General features: G+C 58.2%; 11 protein-coding genes. 5 read left to right on the top strand and 6 right to left on the bottom strand.

Annotation, left to right across the window (positions count from 1 at the left end; genetic code table 11):
• Positions 1-5 precede the first annotated feature (5 nt).
• Genes nuoL through OHL22_RS01085 form a run of 3 tightly spaced genes read left to right on the top strand, consistent with a single transcriptional unit; the run spans position 6 to position 5077 of the window.
• Positions 6-1991 (top strand): NADH-quinone oxidoreductase subunit L, encoded by a 1986-nt coding sequence (gene nuoL / locus OHL22_RS01075; RefSeq protein WP_263332318.1) that lies wholly within the window; start codon positions 6-8, stop codon positions 1989-1991.
• Positions 1992-1994: 3 nt separating this feature from the next.
• The gene (locus OHL22_RS01080) at positions 1995-3554 is read left to right on the top strand and encodes a complex I subunit 4 family protein (RefSeq protein ID WP_263332320.1); all 1560 of its coding nucleotides are present in this window, start codon (positions 1995-1997) and stop codon (positions 3552-3554) included.
• Positions 3551-5077, top strand: coding sequence for an NADH-quinone oxidoreductase subunit N (locus OHL22_RS01085; protein ID WP_263332322.1), 1527 nt, complete (start codon positions 3551-3553; stop codon positions 5075-5077). Before OHL22_RS01080 ends, OHL22_RS01085 begins: the two co-directional genes overlap by 4 nt.
• On the opposite strand, the gene OHL22_RS01090 is transcribed toward OHL22_RS01085, so the two are convergent.
• A complete protein-coding gene (locus OHL22_RS01090; protein ID WP_263332323.1) occupies positions 5033-6229 on the bottom strand; it encodes a glycosyltransferase family 4 protein in 1197 nt (398 codons plus the stop codon). The two genes, OHL22_RS01085 and OHL22_RS01090, sit on opposite strands and share 45 nt — an antisense overlap.
• Positions 6230-6602: 373 nt before the next feature.
• On the opposite strand from OHL22_RS01090, the gene OHL22_RS01095 reads away from it, so the two are divergent.
• Positions 6603-7724: a glycosyltransferase gene (locus OHL22_RS01095; protein WP_263332325.1), complete on the top strand. Its 1122-nt coding sequence runs from the start codon at positions 6603-6605 to the stop codon at positions 7722-7724.
• Complete coding sequence (locus OHL22_RS01100) at positions 7721-8824, top strand: glycosyltransferase (protein ID WP_263332327.1); 1104 nt, start codon at positions 7721-7723, stop codon at positions 8822-8824. Before OHL22_RS01095 ends, OHL22_RS01100 begins: the two co-directional genes overlap by 4 nt.
• A 4-nt stretch (positions 8825-8828) precedes the next feature.
• Here the strand turns inward: OHL22_RS01100 and OHL22_RS01105 are convergent, their stop codons facing one another.
• The 5 genes from OHL22_RS01105 to OHL22_RS01125 all read right to left on the bottom strand — a co-directional run bounded on the left by OHL22_RS01105 (position 8829) and on the right by OHL22_RS01125 (position 16067).
• Positions 8829-9581, bottom strand: coding sequence for a DUF2334 domain-containing protein (locus OHL22_RS01105; protein WP_263332329.1), 753 nt, complete (start codon positions 9579-9581; stop codon positions 8829-8831).
• On the bottom strand, positions 9578-11002 hold the full coding sequence (gene murJ, locus OHL22_RS01110) for a murein biosynthesis integral membrane protein MurJ (protein WP_263332331.1): 1425 nt from the start codon (positions 11000-11002) through the stop codon (positions 9578-9580). Before murJ ends, OHL22_RS01105 begins: the two co-directional genes overlap by 4 nt.
• Complete coding sequence (locus OHL22_RS01115) at positions 10999-12231, bottom strand: O-antigen ligase family protein (RefSeq protein WP_263332333.1); 1233 nt, start codon at positions 12229-12231, stop codon at positions 10999-11001. The genes murJ and OHL22_RS01115 overlap by 4 nt, the downstream gene beginning before the upstream one ends.
• 33 nt (positions 12232-12264) lie before the next feature.
• Positions 12265-14790 carry a polysaccharide biosynthesis/export family protein gene (locus tag OHL22_RS01120; RefSeq protein ID WP_263332334.1) on the bottom strand — a complete coding sequence of 842 codons (2526 nt, stop codon included), beginning with the start codon at positions 14788-14790 and terminating at the stop codon, positions 12265-12267.
• Between the two features lie 323 nt (positions 14791-15113).
• A complete protein-coding gene (locus tag OHL22_RS01125) occupies positions 15114-16067 on the bottom strand; it encodes an SDR family oxidoreductase (protein WP_396127101.1) in 954 nt (317 codons plus the stop codon).
• Positions 16068-16300 lie beyond the last annotated feature (233 nt).

Consider the following 16300-nt stretch of genomic DNA (forward strand, 5'->3'; position numbering starts at 1 on the left):
GACCCGTGACCCAGCATCTCCATCTCTGGCTCATCCCGATCCTGCCCTTCGTAGGCTTTTTGCTCAACGGCATGCTCGGGCGCCGTCTGCCCAAAGCGGTCGTTTCGACGATCGCCCTGGCCTTTCCGCTGGCGTCCTTTGCGGTTGTCGCCCGCGCTGCGCTTATCTTCATTCAAGTCAAGCCGCAGATACTGCCCTGGCTTATCAACTATTCCGACTGGATCAACGCCGGTCCGCTTCACATTCAGTTCACGCTCGCTCTCGATCAGCTCACAATCCTCATGCTGAGCATCATCACCGGCGTCGGATTTCTGATTCACCTCTACTCCGTCGGCTACATGGGCCATGAAGAGGGCTACTGGCGTTATTTCAGCTATCTGAACCTCTTCCTCTTCTTCATGACCGTGCTGGTACTCGCTGGCAACTTCCTGCTCATGTTTGTCGGATGGGAAGGCGTTGGTCTCGCGAGCTACCTGCTGATCGGCTTCTATTTAGACCGCGATTCGGCAGCGAACGCGGGCAAAAAGGCCTTTGTCGTCAACCGCATCGGTGACTTCGGATTTCTCGTCGGCATCTTCCTGGTGCTGGCGAACTTTCATTCGCTCGATTTCTTCGCGATCAACAACATCATTCATTCCAACTCCGGCATCTCGACCGCTACCTTTACTGCCATCGGCCTCTGCCTCATCGTCGGGGCCTGCGGTAAGTCGGCGCAGATTCCGCTCTATGTCTGGCTGCCAGACGCCATGGAAGGCCCGACGCCGGTCTCCGCGCTCATCCACGCGGCCACCATGGTCACTGCCGGCGTCTACATGATTGCCCGTACCCACTCGATCTTCGACCGTGCGCCCATCGCCCTCGCCACCATCGCCATCATTGGCGCGGCCACAGCATTCTTCGCCGCTACCGTAGGCCTCGTTCAGACTGATATCAAGCGTGTCCTTGCCTACTCCACCATCTCGCAGCTCGGCTACATGTTCCTCGCCTGCGGCGTCATGGCTTACTCAGCAGGGGTCTTCCACCTCATGACGCACGCCTTCTTCAAGGCGCTACTCTTCCTCGGTGCGGGCTCCGTTATTCACGGCATGTCCAATGAGCAGGACATGCGCAAGATGGGCGGCCTGCGCAAATGTCTGCCGGTCACTTGCTGGACAATGTTTGCTGCAGTTCTCGCCATCTCCGGCATCCCGCCCTTCGCTGGTTTCTTCTCCAAAGATGCGATCCTGGCCGAAGCATTTCAAGCGGGTTCACTCGGCAAGATCCTTTATTTCGTCGGACTCGCCACAGCAGGCCTTACCAGCTTCTATATGTTCCGCCTGTGGTATCTGACCTTCCTTGGTGAGTCGCGCAGCGAAGACCATGACCATCATCCGCACGAGAGCCCCTGGTCGATGCTCCTGCCGCTGGTGATCCTCGCTATCCTCTCCGTATGCGGCGGCTGGATCGGCTATGGACGCTTCAGCCATCTGCTCTCACCCGTCATCGGCTCCGATATCGTTTCCCCAACGGAAGCATCTTCGGGCTCACTCGAGCTCATCCTCTCTATCGTTGCAGTGGCCGTTGCAGCGCTCGGTTGGTTTGTAGCGCATCTCTTATACTTCAAGCCAAACGATCGCGCGCAGAAGCTCGCAACCTCTGCAAGGGGCATCTACAGCCTGCTTCTGCATAAGTATTGGATCGACGAGCTCTATCACGCGATATTCGTGGCGCCGCTCAAGTTCATCAGCCAGTACATCCTCGGCTGGATCGGCGAAGGCGTTCTCATTCGCGGCTCGGCCTGGGTTCTGGCAGGCATCGCTTCGTTGACCGGCGAACTCCTGCGCCGCTGGCAGTCCGGCAATCTCCGCAGCTACTCCGGCTGGCTCGTCGCTGGAGCAGCGGCACTGCTCTTATTCGCCGCGATCTATGCGAATCATTTGGGAATCTGGATCCATTTCGATCCCTCCAAGGTTCTTCCCATCAGCATCAACCCGAACGCGGCGGGGCACTAGAACATGGACAATATCATCCTTTCTTTGATTCTCGTCACTCCGCTCATCGGTGCCCTTCTCATCGCCCTGCTGCCCGACCGCCGCACGCTTTCCGCAGGCGTCGCTCTCGTCTTCGCGCTTTTGACCTTCGCCTTTACCCTGCATCTGCCTGCGCACTTCGACAACGCAAAGCTCGGCTTTCAATTCGTGCAGGACATTCCCTGGATCGCCAGCCCGAATATTCACTATCATGTCGGCGTCGATGGCCTCTCACTCTGGCTCATTGTTCTCACCGGTCTGCTTGCTCCCATTGGCGTCCTCGCAAGCTGGAACACGATCAAAGACCGCCCCAAAGTCTTCTACTCTCTCTTCCTCGTGCAGCAGACAGCCATGCTCGGCGTCTTCGTTTCGCTCGACCTGATGCTCTACTACGGCTTCTGGGAGCTGTCGCTTCTCCCTATGGCAATCCTCATCGCCATGTACGGCCGCACGCTAAGCGAAAACGGCGGCCCGAATGCTTCCCTGCGCTTCTTCCTTTACACATTCATACCGTCCGCGCCTCTGTTGGTCGCCATCCTCTGGCTTTACGCCAAGACGCACAGCTTTGACTTTGTCGCTCTCCAGGACGCAATCTCGAATGGCACGTTCCCTGCTGGCGCGCTCCTCTGGGCCTCGCTCGCTTTCCTGATTGCCTTTGCCGTCAAGGTTCCCGTGCTAGGCCTCCACGGTTGGCTGCCCGATGTCTTCCAGGAAGCTCCCATCGCCGGGGCCATGGTCGTTGCCGGCAAGCTCGGCCTCTACTCACTCATCCGCTTCCACGTCGGCCTCTTCCCGCAGCAGGCAGTCAAAGCCGCTCCCTGGATGATTGCTCTCGGGGCAATCGGAGTCATCTACGGCGCGCTGCAGGCTCTCGTACAGAAAGATTTCTGGAAGCTCCTGGCCTACGGCACCATCTCCAGCCTCAGCTTCTGTACTCTCGGCATCTACGGAGCGACACTCAGTGGTCTCGACGGCGCCGTCTACCAGACCCTCAACGAAGGCATCATCGGAGCCGCGCTCTTCGTCCTTCTTGGCGTCCTCTACGACCGCGCCTCCACCAGCCAGATCAGCCAGTACGGCGGCTTCGCAACCCGTACCCCAATGCTCGCGACCATCTTCGTCATCGCCAGCCTCGCCATGATCGGCTTGCCGATGCTCAACGGCTTTATAGGAGAGTTCCTCGTCCTCTCCAGCACCTTCACCGGAACCAGCCAGGCCTGGGCCATCACTGCAACCGTAGGCGTCATCCTCTCCGCCGCCTACATGCTCACGCTCGTCCAACGTGTCTTCTATGGCCAGCAATCCAATCTCGCCATAGCCCACGCGCCGCGAGACCTGGATCTGCGCGAAAAGTTCATCCTCTATCCGCTGGTCACACTCATGCTTATTATGGGTGTCTTCCCGAACCTCTTCCTCACCGGCATCGAATCCGGACTGCGCCAAACCTCAGGCGGCCTAGCTTATCGCGCCGTCTCTTTGTGTGCTCGCCCCGGAGCCACGTGCGGTGTCCAAGCCACATTTCCGGTTCGCGGAGGCCAGCAATGAACCCACAAAACATGCCTGACCTCATCCGCATTCTTCCCGAAGTCGTTCTTACTATCACCGGCGTCCTCATCATGCTCTTCGACGCCGCGCTGCCAGCCACCAACAACCGGCGCAGCCTCGGCTGGCTTGGAGCTGTTGGCGTCACAGCCGCCCTGTGGTCAAGCCTGATCCAACTCAATCTGCCTCCGGGCACAGCCTTCTATCGCACCGTTCAAACCGACCCATTCAGCGTCTTCTTCCACGTGCTCATCTGCGGCATCGTACTGGCGTCGATCCTGCTTTCGCTAGATGCGCTTCCCGCCAATCAGCACCATCGCGGTGAATACTTCGCGCTCATGGTTCTCGGCGCCGTAGGTATGTGCCTGATGACCTCCGCCGTCGAGTTGCTGGTCGTCTTCATCGCCCTCGAAATCTCCTCCATCTCCACCTACATCCTCGCGGGCTTCCGCAAACACACCGGCACCGGTCCCGAAGCAGCCATCAAATACTTCCTGCTCGGCTCCTTCGCCACCGGCTTTCTGCTCTATGGCGTTGCCCTCACCTTCGGAGCTACCGGCACCACTCAGATCAACGACATCGCAGCCCATATTCCGGCAGCATCTTCGCAGCTTGTTCTCGCGGCTTTTGCATTGCTGATGGTTGGCGTTCTCTTCAAAGTTTCCGCCGCTCCATTCCACGTCTGGACCCCCGATGTCTACCAGGGTGCGCCATCGCCTGTCGTCGCCCTCATGTCCACAGCTCCAAAAGCAGCAGCATTCGCGCTGCTCATCCGGCTTCTTTATTCGAGCTTCCCGGTCCTCCAGCCTGTCTGGCAGCCGATGCTTTGGATCGTCGCGGTCCTCTCCATGACCGTCGGTAATCTCGCCGCGTTGCGCCAGAAGAACGTCAAGCGGATGCTGGCCTACTCGTCCATCGCACACGCCGGCTATCTGTTGGCCGCCTTCGCAGGGCTCGGCATCAACGCCATCGCCTCGGCCAGCTTTTACGTTGCGGCCTACGCCGCCATGAACGTCGGCATCTTCGCCGTGCTCTCCATCGCCGCTGGTCCCGACGAAAAGCTCTCTGTCATCGAAGATTTCCGCGGATTTCTCTTCCGCGCACCTCTGCTCGGCACCCTGCTCATCTTCTTCCTTGCCTCGCTCATCGGCATTCCCTTTACAGCGGGCTTCTTCGGCAAGTTCTATTCCTTCGCGACGGCTATCCATGGCGGAGCAGTCTGGCTAGGCATCATCGGCCTGCTCAACTCAGGTGTAGCCGCTGCATACTATCTTGGCTTTGCAGTTAAGGTCGCCCAACCCCCGGCAGCAGGGTCCGCAAAACTTCCTGCTCCAGAGCTCGGAGTGGCGGTGGGACTCTCTTTAGCACTCGCCACCACCGCAACCTTGGTTCTCGGCATTGCGCCAACGCGATTCCTGAGCGCCGCCCAGTCGGGAGCCACCAGTTTTCTGCCCCCGGTTATCTCAGATTCGGTAAAGCCTTCAACCGACGTCCCCGACCTCTCCAAAGTCCGCTGGGTTCGCTGACGTAGCGCGAACCCGCATCCCCTCCATCTCGATCTTCCATTCCGGTGTCAACAACAGCCGGTAAAAGCCAACCACTCTCTTCAGAACGTTCCGCCGCTCGTAATGCTCCACAGCCCAGGCTCGTGCTCCGCGCCCCAGCTTCTTCCTCAGCCCCTCATCTGAGATCAATCGCAGAATAGCTTCCGCAATTGCCGCTGAAGATCTCACAGGTATCAGGTACCCCGTCTCTCCATCGATCACAGCATTCCTTGCGCCAGTCGCGCATGTCGTAATTACCGGCAAGCCGCACGCTGCGGCCTCCAGTGCGGCATTGGGAAAACCCTCTCGATGCGTCGGCAGCACAAACACATCCATCGCCCGATAGTACGGAGGAGGATCATCCACGCTGCCAGTTACCAGCACTCTCGGATGGCTCTCAATCTCGCGGCGCAATCGCTCATCCAAAGCGTCTTCCGAGCGATCGAACCACCCCGTCAATAACAACCAGCACCCCGGCCTTCGCCTCTGAACCTCGTGAAACGCCTCCATTAGTTCAGGGATTCCCTTATGCCCTGTGATCCGTCCCACAAAGCCGACAACCGGCGTATCTACCGGAATCCCAAATTGCTTCCGCACATCGCTTTCTCCCGGAGAAAACCGCTCCGTATCCACCCCGCTGGTGCTGCCACGCCCCAGCACAACAAGCTTCTCTGCAGGAGCAATCCCACACACAATCGCCGCATCTTTTAAGCTCAGACTGTTGCAAAGCACAACATTGGAGCACCAGCACGAAATCCTCTCAGCCCACCACAACACCCAGCGCTCTAATCCATGTGACGATTCCAGCCGCAACCCGCGCAGCGTATAAACCCGCCTTGGAACTCGCATCAACCATGCCGCAATGGTTCCGAGCAATCCGCATTTCGGCGTGCTGAAATCTGTAATCTCTGGCCGCAATCTCGCGATCAAACGGCACAACCGGAAAAACGCAATCGCATCCCTCCACGGAGACACCGCTCGACGCATAGGAATCGGCACTACACTCACGCCCTCGGTCTCAGCCACAGACGTTAACCAGTGCCCAGGCGACGACACCACGATCACGTCAAACCCGGCTTCCATCAACGCGCGCAATCTGCCGCGCAACACCACACAGGTCTGATCGCTCGTCACTCCAATTAGCATCCGGGGGCGAGCGTCAGTAGAAGAAGTTGCCTCTCCCTGTAAACAGACCGATGCTGCTTCATCCTGTGCACACGCGGACATAGCTTTCCCGTCTCCCAAAATCGCCTTACTGGGGAAAATAGCTAAGACCGCAGATAGTTTGAACTTAGTTGTGTCAGCTGAGATGCAGAGTTAATCCTATAGAGTTCTGCGAAAGCAGTCCAGTCATGGTAAGCAGTTATACGTCATTAATTTCACGATTCACTTGCTACGAAATATAGCCCGCCTGACACCTTCCGAAGCTCTACACATCTATGGCCTAAAGTAACGTTGGAATATAAGTCTCCGCTACATTAACCTAATGCCCATTCACCCCTTCTAAATGTCTTATCGCATCAAGTTACTTCTACTTATCCCCCATCTTGGCGGTGGAGGCGCTGAACGAGTGACAGCCCAGCTTGCCATACACCTCGATCCGAGCCGTTTCGCAATACATTTGGCCACCATCTCCGAAGATCGCCCAGGAGCACCACAGCTCCCGTCACACGTCACCTTACACCGCCTCAGCTGTGAGCGAGTCCGCAGTGCGTGGCAGCCGATCCTTAGCCTGATCCATCGTCTCAAACCCGATGTGGTCTTCTCCGGCATGGCTCACCTGAGCTTTCTCATACTTGCTCTTCGGCCTCTGCTGCCAAGACACACAAGGATTCTCGTTCGACAAAATACCACCGCCTCTGCGGCTGCAACGACGCGCAGGCATCGCCTCGCCTACCGCACTCTTTATCCACTGGCTGACACCATTTTTTGCCAGTCCCAAGCCATGGCCGACGATCTTATACAGCATTTTTCGATTTCTCCACACAAGCTATCCGTCTGCCCCAATCCAATCGATATTGGCTCCATCCGCAGTGCAATCCGACAGGCGCGCAGATCGGTCACACAATCGGCATTCCCCAGGGTTTTGTGTATCGCCCGGCTATCGCATGAAAAAGGAATTGATCTTCTCCTGCAAGCCTTCGCAAGCGTTCTTCGCGTGCATCCCTCAGCCTTCTTGACCGTTCTCGGCAATGGACCACTTCTGGCAGACCTGCAAAATCTCGCTTGCTATCTCAATGTTCATCATGCCGTCAGCTTTCCAGGCTTCCAAAGTGACCTCGCGCATCACTACGCGCAATCCACCCTCTTCGTTCTTCCCTCGCGTTATGAAGGCATGCCCAACGCGCTTCTCGAAGCTGCCGCCGCCGAGATTCCCATCGTCGCCACGCCTGCATCTCAAGGCCTGATTGACTTACTTCATTCCCAGCCCGGCGTCTGGCTCACACAATCGACCACCCCAAAATCCATAGCAGAAACCCTGCTCGCAGCCATTGCAGAGCTTCAATCGTCGCCCGGCCTAAATACCCCTCATTTCGATCACACATTCCTTGCTCCATTCGAAGTCTCCCGATCGATAGCAGCATATGCAGCCTGCTTCGAACAGGCACTTCCGCAAGTCCAACAATGACTCGAATCGTCTACATCATTCCTACGCTTGATCGAATTGGCGGCGCAGAACGCCAGCTTCTGCTGCTCGCCAAGGCCTTTGCGTCTCGCGGATGGCATGTTTCCGTGATCGCTCTATCCGGCAACGGCAGCGACGCTGCTCACGAGCTTAGAAATGCAGATGTCTTCTTCTACTCGCTGTATATGCGTAAAGCCTGGCTCGACCCGCTCGGCTGGATTCGCTATCAGGCATGGCGCTCCATTCACAAGCCCGATATCGTGCATGCCCATCTCGATCACGCAAGTTTCTTCGCGCGATTCGCGCGTATCATCGCACCCGTTCCAGTGCTGATCGATACCATTCACACCATCCATACCGGCTCGCGTTTGCGCCGTTTTCTTATGCGGCAAACCTGCCGGCTCTCAAGCCACGTGACATGCGTTGCAAACTCAGTTGCCGATGCCTACAACGCAGCAGGACTTCTGCCACACCATAGTATGAGCGTTATTCCAAACGCCATCGACATACGACAGCTACCCGCAGTGCGCAACTCACCCGAGAGCACTCCACATCCCTTCCTGTGGGTCGCAGTAGGTCGCCTTCATACAGTCAAGGACTACCCAACGCTCCTACGCGCTTTCGCCCTGCTGCCGGGAGAGCCGCGTCTTACAATCGCCGGTGCCGGCCCTGATCAAACGCGGCTCGTTGACCTTGCTCATTCCCTCGGTATCGAAGACCGCGTACACTTTGCCGGTTTCATCGCAAATGTCTGGCCACTACTGGCAGCCTCCGATGCTTTCGTGCTCACATCCTTGTGGGAGGGGCTTCCCGTCAGCATTTTAGAGGCCTCCGCCGCCGGTCTTCCCGTCGTCGCCACTCAAACTGAAGGCGCAACAGAAGCATTGCGCACGTGCGATGCGAAATGGCTCGTACCCATAGGCGACCATCTCGCTCTCGCCGAAGCCATGGCTGCGGTCATGATCCTATCTCCTGCCGAAAGAAGCGAAATCAGCAATCAAAATCGCAAAACAGCACTGGAACAATACGCACTGCCGGTAATAGCTGATCGCTGGACCAACCTCTACTTGAGTTTGCTCGAAAAACACAGTACGCGCAGGTAAGGCGTCACGTCAGCCAGAGCTTCGCCTTCTGGCGCACTGCGGCACTCCAATGAAAATACCGGTCGCCAACGGTCCTCTTGCTCGGTACCCATGTCCGCAGCACTTCGCTGACACCTACAAACTGCACTGCATACCGGTCCAGAAATCCGCGCAGCCTGTCCACGTCGCGCTCGGTTGCCGTATTCGGATGCACACAGATCGTCCACACTCCGTCCGTCTTCGCAACCGGCTCCCATAGCTGCTGCGGTATCCACGTCAGACCATGCCTTCGAAACGGTTGCCGCGCCCATCCATCCGAAATAATTTCCAACCCGTTTTCCCGGAGCGCACGGCAAGTAGCGCCATCAAACCCATGCCGCGGAGCTACCCATACGCGCGGCTCCAGCCAGTGACTACGCAGAATCTGCAATCCCGCACCGATCCATTCCCGCTGCACCGCATAGGCTACACCTGCAAACTCGATCTGCCCATGCAGTGGAATGAGGCTTCTGCTCTCCGAGGAACATTGATGACGCAAACCATGCAGTCCGATCGTTGCGCCCATGCCTTCCATTTGCTGCATTGTGCGCCAGAACTCGGGATCGGGACGATCGCGCATAAGCTCCGGGTCGCGATTCTCCGGCACCACCGCGAGTATCGGCTTCAATTCGTAACGCGCAATCAAGTCGGCAAACCAGCTCCAGCGCATACGGTCCATCGTCGGACACAAATCGTCAAGCCGTAGCAGGTATTGCGCGCCCAATCGCTTTCCATTCATGCGTAACCTCGCAAGTCGCTTCCTTCACGAGAACTCAATTCGGGCGGCAACAGCCGATACGTCCAGTAACCAAGGAAGACAAACGTGCTGACTGTCCAAAGCGAAGTTGCCAGCGCAATGCCCGCAATCCCCATCCATCGCATACAGATCAGGTTGAGCACTATATCCAAGGCAAGATTGATCGCGCCGCAGTACAAAATGAGTGTCGTTCGCCGAATGGCAACCAAATATCGGTAATAAACACGGCTCACCACATAAAACGGCAACTGAATCGCATACATCGCCTGCACCGGAGCCACTGCATTGGTGTCCGCACTGTGAAAAGCGCCATGTTGCAGCGTCAGCGCTATCAATGCCCGTGAACCAAAGATCATCGCCAGCGCGACAGGAACTGAGACAGCCGCTGTCAGCCAGACATACGTGTGCACCGTGTTGCGGCAAGCAGCCCAGTCGCGTCGCGCCACCATCTCCGAAAGATATGGCGTTGCGGCAGTCGCAATAGCCCCGGCCAGCAGATTCATCGCCGCGCTCACAAAACGATTGCCATAGACCAGCGTCGACACACTGCCAGGCCCCAGCCACGCCGCCATAGCCTGATCCACCAGCAATCCACCCGAAGCCACCAGCCCGCTCAGCAGCACAGGACCGTATTGCCCTGCAACCTCACGCAGCGCTTCTCCGCGCCGCGCCAAATCCAGCCGGAATCGAAATCCATGGCGCTCCATCGCCCAGATCACCAGCAAAGCCTGTGTCAGTGTTCCCGCCACGCATCCATACTCCAGTGTCCAGATTCCCCATTGCGGTGCACCCCATGCCGCAGCCACCATGATTCCGAGCGGCACTGCCATTGGATAAAGCGCCGGTCCAGCGAATCGCCCTTCTGTATTCAGCACCGCCGTTCCTGTCGACGCCAAACCGGCCAACAGCACCACGGGCAGCAACCCGTATAACAGATGCTCCGTCAGCGCCAACTTTGTTGCGGCAAAATGCGGAGCAATCACCGGAAAGAAAACATGCGCCAATAAACCCATCATCGCTGCGCCACTGGCAAGCAATAGGCATGTCCATCCAAGCGCGCTCGTCAGCAATCGCTGTGCTTCATCTCGTCCATCCACTTCACGCACACGCACCAGCGTTGGAATCAGCGCCTGGTTCATCGACTCGGAAAACAGATTCACCAGCAAGCCAGGCGCCAGAAAGGCCATCAGGAACGCATCCATCGCATCCGTCCGGCCAAACTGTGCGGCAACCACCAATTCCTTCGCCGTCGCCAACAGCTTCACAGTCACGCCTGCCAGAGCTACACCAAACGCAGCATGCAGAATCTTTCGATTCGTCGCGGTTGTGGTGATCGGCGCCGGGTTTGTCGCAGCCGCTTCGATGGTGTCAAGCTCCGCAGGAATCAGCGTTGTTTCCATCATCCGACGCTTCCGTGCCAGGCCGCAGCCAGCCCACGCCGCTTCTGTGACTGTTTCGCTTCCGTATCAAAGCACAACCGCATTGCTTTTGGTGACTCTCTCGTTAGCCGGCCCGCAAGCGCCATCATGCCAAACAACACCCACGTAGCCCGGTTCTCCTCCACCGAACCCACCATCGAAGTAATCATCCACACCGCAAACGTTGTAACCAGCGCCACACGCATCAGGCCCTGGGTACGCACGATCGATACCGCAACCGACACCAGAACACACATAAACAGCGCCAACCCAATCAATCCGCCCGTCACCAGCACCGCCAGCAAAGTGTTGTGCGCCGTATCGGTCGCTGTCAGATGCGAAGCGGAAGCAAACGTCCCGGCCCCATACCCTAGCCACGGCGCTCGCTCAAACGCTCGCAACCCCGCAGCCCATAAACTTGTTCGATCGTTCCAGTCACCCCCCTGAACTTCAGTAGTGATCGTCGCCAGCCGCTCCAGCGTACCCGCAGGCACATACAGCCACAGCGCTGTTACCGTTACCGCCAATCCACCGAACACCCCCGCCGCGGCTTGTGGACGCCACATCACAAGCAACGCCGCTACTCCTACCATCGCGACGAACGCGCCAGCAAAACCTCCCCGCGACGCGGTCAACAGCACCGCCAGTAATCCCACAGGGATATAGGCCATCGCCATCACGCGTAGCCACCATCGCTGTTCTGTCGCAAACTCAAGCGTCGCAATCGCAAATCCGAAATCAAGGAAACGGGCCACATCATTCGGGTCCTGCCCCTCGGCTGCAAAGCGCACCTGCCCTGCCGCCGCGCCCATTGTGAAATAGCTCAGCATCGTCAGACCTGCCAACACCCAGCACCCGGCAACCCATGCACGCATCAGCCCATGCAGATCCTCAGGAGTCTTAGCAACTTCCCATATCAACCAGACGGCCATCATCACCTGCGCATAAGCGCGTATCTTTTCCGCTGTAGCGTCGCCATCCACGGTCCAGAAATAGCTGCATGCGAAAAACAGATAGAGCGCCAGCACACACCATTGCAGCGCACCCAGCCGCCGTGGTCCGCCATGCCGCAGCACCAGAGGAACAACCACAGCCAGCAGCGCCATTCCCACAATTCGTGCCGCATTCCCCAACGGCTCGCCCACATCCAGCGAGTATTCCCACGGCACGGCAAACACGTACAGCATCAGCAATAGAAGCGGCAGACGCCTCACGACTCTCTCCAATCGCCTTTCGGCTACCAGCCACTAGAACCTCTGCGAATACACCAGCCCCGCATAAATCGATACGCCAATCGCCGACTGAATCGCTGCCTCGATGCTCTTGTTCGCCAGATTCTTCGCTGTGCTGTCCGGCACAAAAAGAATGTCCCTATCCCGCACCGGCTCATCGGGATCCTGCCCCCGGATCATGCGTTTCAAGTTCAGCCTCGTCAGCATCCTCCCGCCCGGCTGATCGCGAATCAGGATCGCCTTGCCCGTCGCTGCGTTCGGCGTCGCGCCCCATGCCAGCGACAGCGCCTGCACCACCGTCAGCCCTTGCACCGGATCGACAGCGAAGCCGCCCGGCCTCACTACGTCACCAATTACATATGCCAGGCCTGCGCGGCTCACCAGCACCGTGTCTCCCGGCTCTAGCTCCGGATCGTGATCCACCTTTGCATCCGCTGCACTCACCGCTCCTGTTGGCTCCAACACCACCGGATGCGGCGTCTTCGGATCGTCCCGATGAAAGACATTCACCAGCCGCCCGGCATTCGGCGTAAGTCCCTGCGCGGCAGCAATCACATCGAGCAGACGATGATGCACTGTGTAGGCATACACTCCGGGCCGCGCAACTTCGCCCATCACGCTCACATCCTGCCCCGCCGCATTCGTTACCATCACCGCGACCTGCGGATGCACCAGCATTCCTTTGTCCAGCAGCACCTTCTCGATCGCCCGCGCCGCCTCATGCTCGCTCATCCCGCGCACCTGCACAGCGCCCACCAGCGGCAACTCCACAGTTCCGTCCGCAGCCACCCGCACCTGCGCGTGAAACTCCTGCAAATGAAACTCGCTCACCTCCAGAAAATCTCCGGCAGCAATCGGCAGCGCCATCGCTGCGCCAGATTGCTCACTGTGATTCTGCACTGGCTGCGGTATCACTGCCTCACCCGCGCTCCAAACCTGCGGTGCCGTTTTCGGATTCGGTGGATTCCGCACCGGTGCATCCTCCGGCAGTCTCACCACTCCGGTCGGCAAACCCTGCGTATTCGGTGTAGGAGCCTGCGCGCGTCCATTCCATCCTCCAAACAACGTGAACGCAACCAGCACCACGGCTCCTACTTTTGCCATAGGCCGCATCGCATCCAGCAACAGCGCCATCGCCACGGCAACCCAGCCACCAACAAACAGCGCAATAGCCAGATACAGCGGTACATCCGGAGTCGCCGCCTTAAACGGAACCCGTGCTTCATCCACCACCGAGATGCTCGATCCACGCACTCCCGCAGACATGCCTGCCTCTTCAATCCTTCTCCGCAGCCGCGTGCAAAGCTCCTGACCCGACTCCACCTCCTGCAGCAGCGAGGCATACCGGATCGTCGCGTCATTCTCTTTCACCCCTTGCGCCATCTCCTCGTCGAGCTGTTTCCGCAGCATTTCTTCTCTCCCGGCAGCCGCCTTCCAGCTCCGCTCGAATCCATCGAGCAGCTTTGCATCCTCCGCTTTCAATTCGGCAGTTATCTCCTGCGCTGCACGCTCCAGTTCCTGCACATGCGGATAATTCGGCCCATGCTCCAGCCTCAACTGCGCCAGCTCCACCTGCACTTCGCTCAGATGCCCGCGAAGCTGCTGCGCCATCGCCGCCCCGCCCGGACCCATCTCTGCCTGTAAATCAGGATTCGCCGCCAGCACCGCTTCTGGATCGCCCTGCTGCGCTTGCACATATAGCGCCTGCCGCAGTATTCGGTCCCCACTTGCCTGCGACCACAGCCGCTCTGTCTCATCTACCTGCTGCACCGCAGGATTGCGCAGCGTCTCCATCGGCTGTCCGCCAGGCTGGCTCTGCTCTGTCGTCAGAAACCCATGGCTGCTCTCAAACGCAGCCAGCTCTTTCTCTTTCCCGTGCAGCGTTGCCGTCAGCGCATCCAGTTGCCCCTGCAGCCACGAAGATGCCGTCTGCGTCGCCAACCTCCGCATCTCCACTTCCCGTGCCTGATAGGCCGTTACCAGCGCGTTCGCTACCCGCGCCGACAACTCCGGATCGCGGCTGCGAAACCGGACCTCCACCAGCAGCGTTCTCGGCATCACCCGCACACGCAGCAGCTTGTCAAACCGGTCCAGCAATCGCTCCTGCGCCGCTGGTTCGGGATGGTTCACATCGAACTTCGGAAACCGTTTCACGAATGCCGGATCGAAGCCTGCAGCGGCATACAACCGCTCTCCTCGAATCACACGCCAGCGCAGATCTTCGCTGCGCAGCACATTCACCAGCGTCTCCAGTTCCAGCGGCGTGCTTAAAATTGAAGCCGAAGCCATCGTCTCTGCACCCTCCACCGAGAGCGTCGAAGCTGGCTGCATCCGCAGCGCAACCACGGCTGTCGCGTCATACTTCTTCGGAGCAATCAGGCAGTAAAGCAGGCATGCAGTCAGAAAAAATCCAACCACGCCAGACAAAACCCAGCGTCTGCGCCTGCACAGCGCAATAAATTCGCGAATGGAATATCGTTCTTGCCTGTTCCCCTGTTCTGCGGAACGACGGCTCACATCAGAAACGGAAGAATCCGTCACGGAACCTCAACCTCAGCGCATGCGACGGCATGTGCAGACATCAGCCTGCTCTGCCTCTTCCAGATTCAATCGCGCCTTGGTATCTTGCGAGTCCACGTCGGTCGGCACATATCGCCAACGCCTGCTCGCTCCTGTTTTTTATCTATCTTTACGCTTTTGAAATCAGGTCTTGGTTATCACGTACAGCCGGGGAAAAGTAATTGCAGTTTCAAGCATTCCGCTCAATCCGTCAAACACAACTTTGTAAGAGCATTGATTTACACCAATGTTGCCACCGTTTCGCGATGCTTCCCGACTGTTACGTTTAGCCCGCAGGCTGTTCCCTAGTCCCTGGTCCCTGTCGTTCGATACCACTCCACCGTTCGCCGCAACCCCTCGCGAAAATCGACCGTCGGCTTATAACCCAGCAACTCAGTCGCCAGCGAAATATCCGCGAGCGAGTGCTTGATGTCGCCTGCTCGCTCCGGCGCATATGCCACCGGACCTGTATATCCTGTCAACGGCCGCAACTCTTCGACAACCTGGTTCAGCGTCACGCGCACTCCCGTCGCCACATTCATCACCTGCCCGCTGACCCGCTCCGCCGGAGCCTCCGCCGCCAGCAGGTTCCCTAGTACCGTATTTTCAATGAATGTAAAATCCCGGCTCGTTTCTCCATCGCCATAAATCGTTGGTTGCTCTCCCGCGAGCATCTTCCGGCAGAACACCGCCATCACTCCCGAATACGCACTCGTTGGATCCTGATGCGGCCCAAAGACATTGAAGTAGCGCAACGAAACCGTCTCCAGCCCATATACCCGCGAAAACGACTTCATGTAATACTCGCAAGCCAGCTTCGCCACCGCATAGGGAGAGATCGGATTCGGCAGCATCTCCTCATGCTTCGGCAAGGTAGGCGTATCACCATAAGCTGAGGATGACGCCGCATACACCACCCGACGCACACCTGCCTCTTTCGCTGCCACCAATAGATTCAGCGTCGCATCGACGCAGGCCACATTCGTCCCCACGGGATCAGTAACTGACCGCGGCACAGAAGGTAGCGCAGCCTCGTGAAAGATCACTTCCACACCGGCGCAGGCCGCCGCGCAAACCGCCGGATCAGCCAGATCACCCTCGACGAACTCCATCGCCTCAAGCCCAAACAGGTTCTCACGCTTGCCCGTGGCAAAGTTATCGACCCCGCGCACCGAATCTCCGCGCCCCAGCAATGCCGCCGCAATCGACCGCCCGATAAACCCCGCCGCCCCCGTCACCAGATACTTCGCCAACGCCATCTCCTTGAAAATCCGACTCTTCAGGATACCGGACTCAGCTCAAGCAGCGGCCAGCCATCACCGCAATCCGAACCCCGGCACCCACTCAGAGCATCCACTAATACGGCAGGTGTAATGTAAGCGCCGTTCATGCGTGTCTATAGCGAACGTCCAATATGGCGCTCATAAAGGAGATTACTCATGCGATCGAAATGCGAAACCTGCCCCTGCGGATCGAGCTGCACCTGCATCCT

Origin of the sequence: Acidicapsa dinghuensis (assembly GCF_025685685.1) — a bacterium.
Lineage (GTDB): Bacteria > Acidobacteriota > Terriglobia > Terriglobales > Acidobacteriaceae > Acidicapsa > Acidicapsa dinghuensis.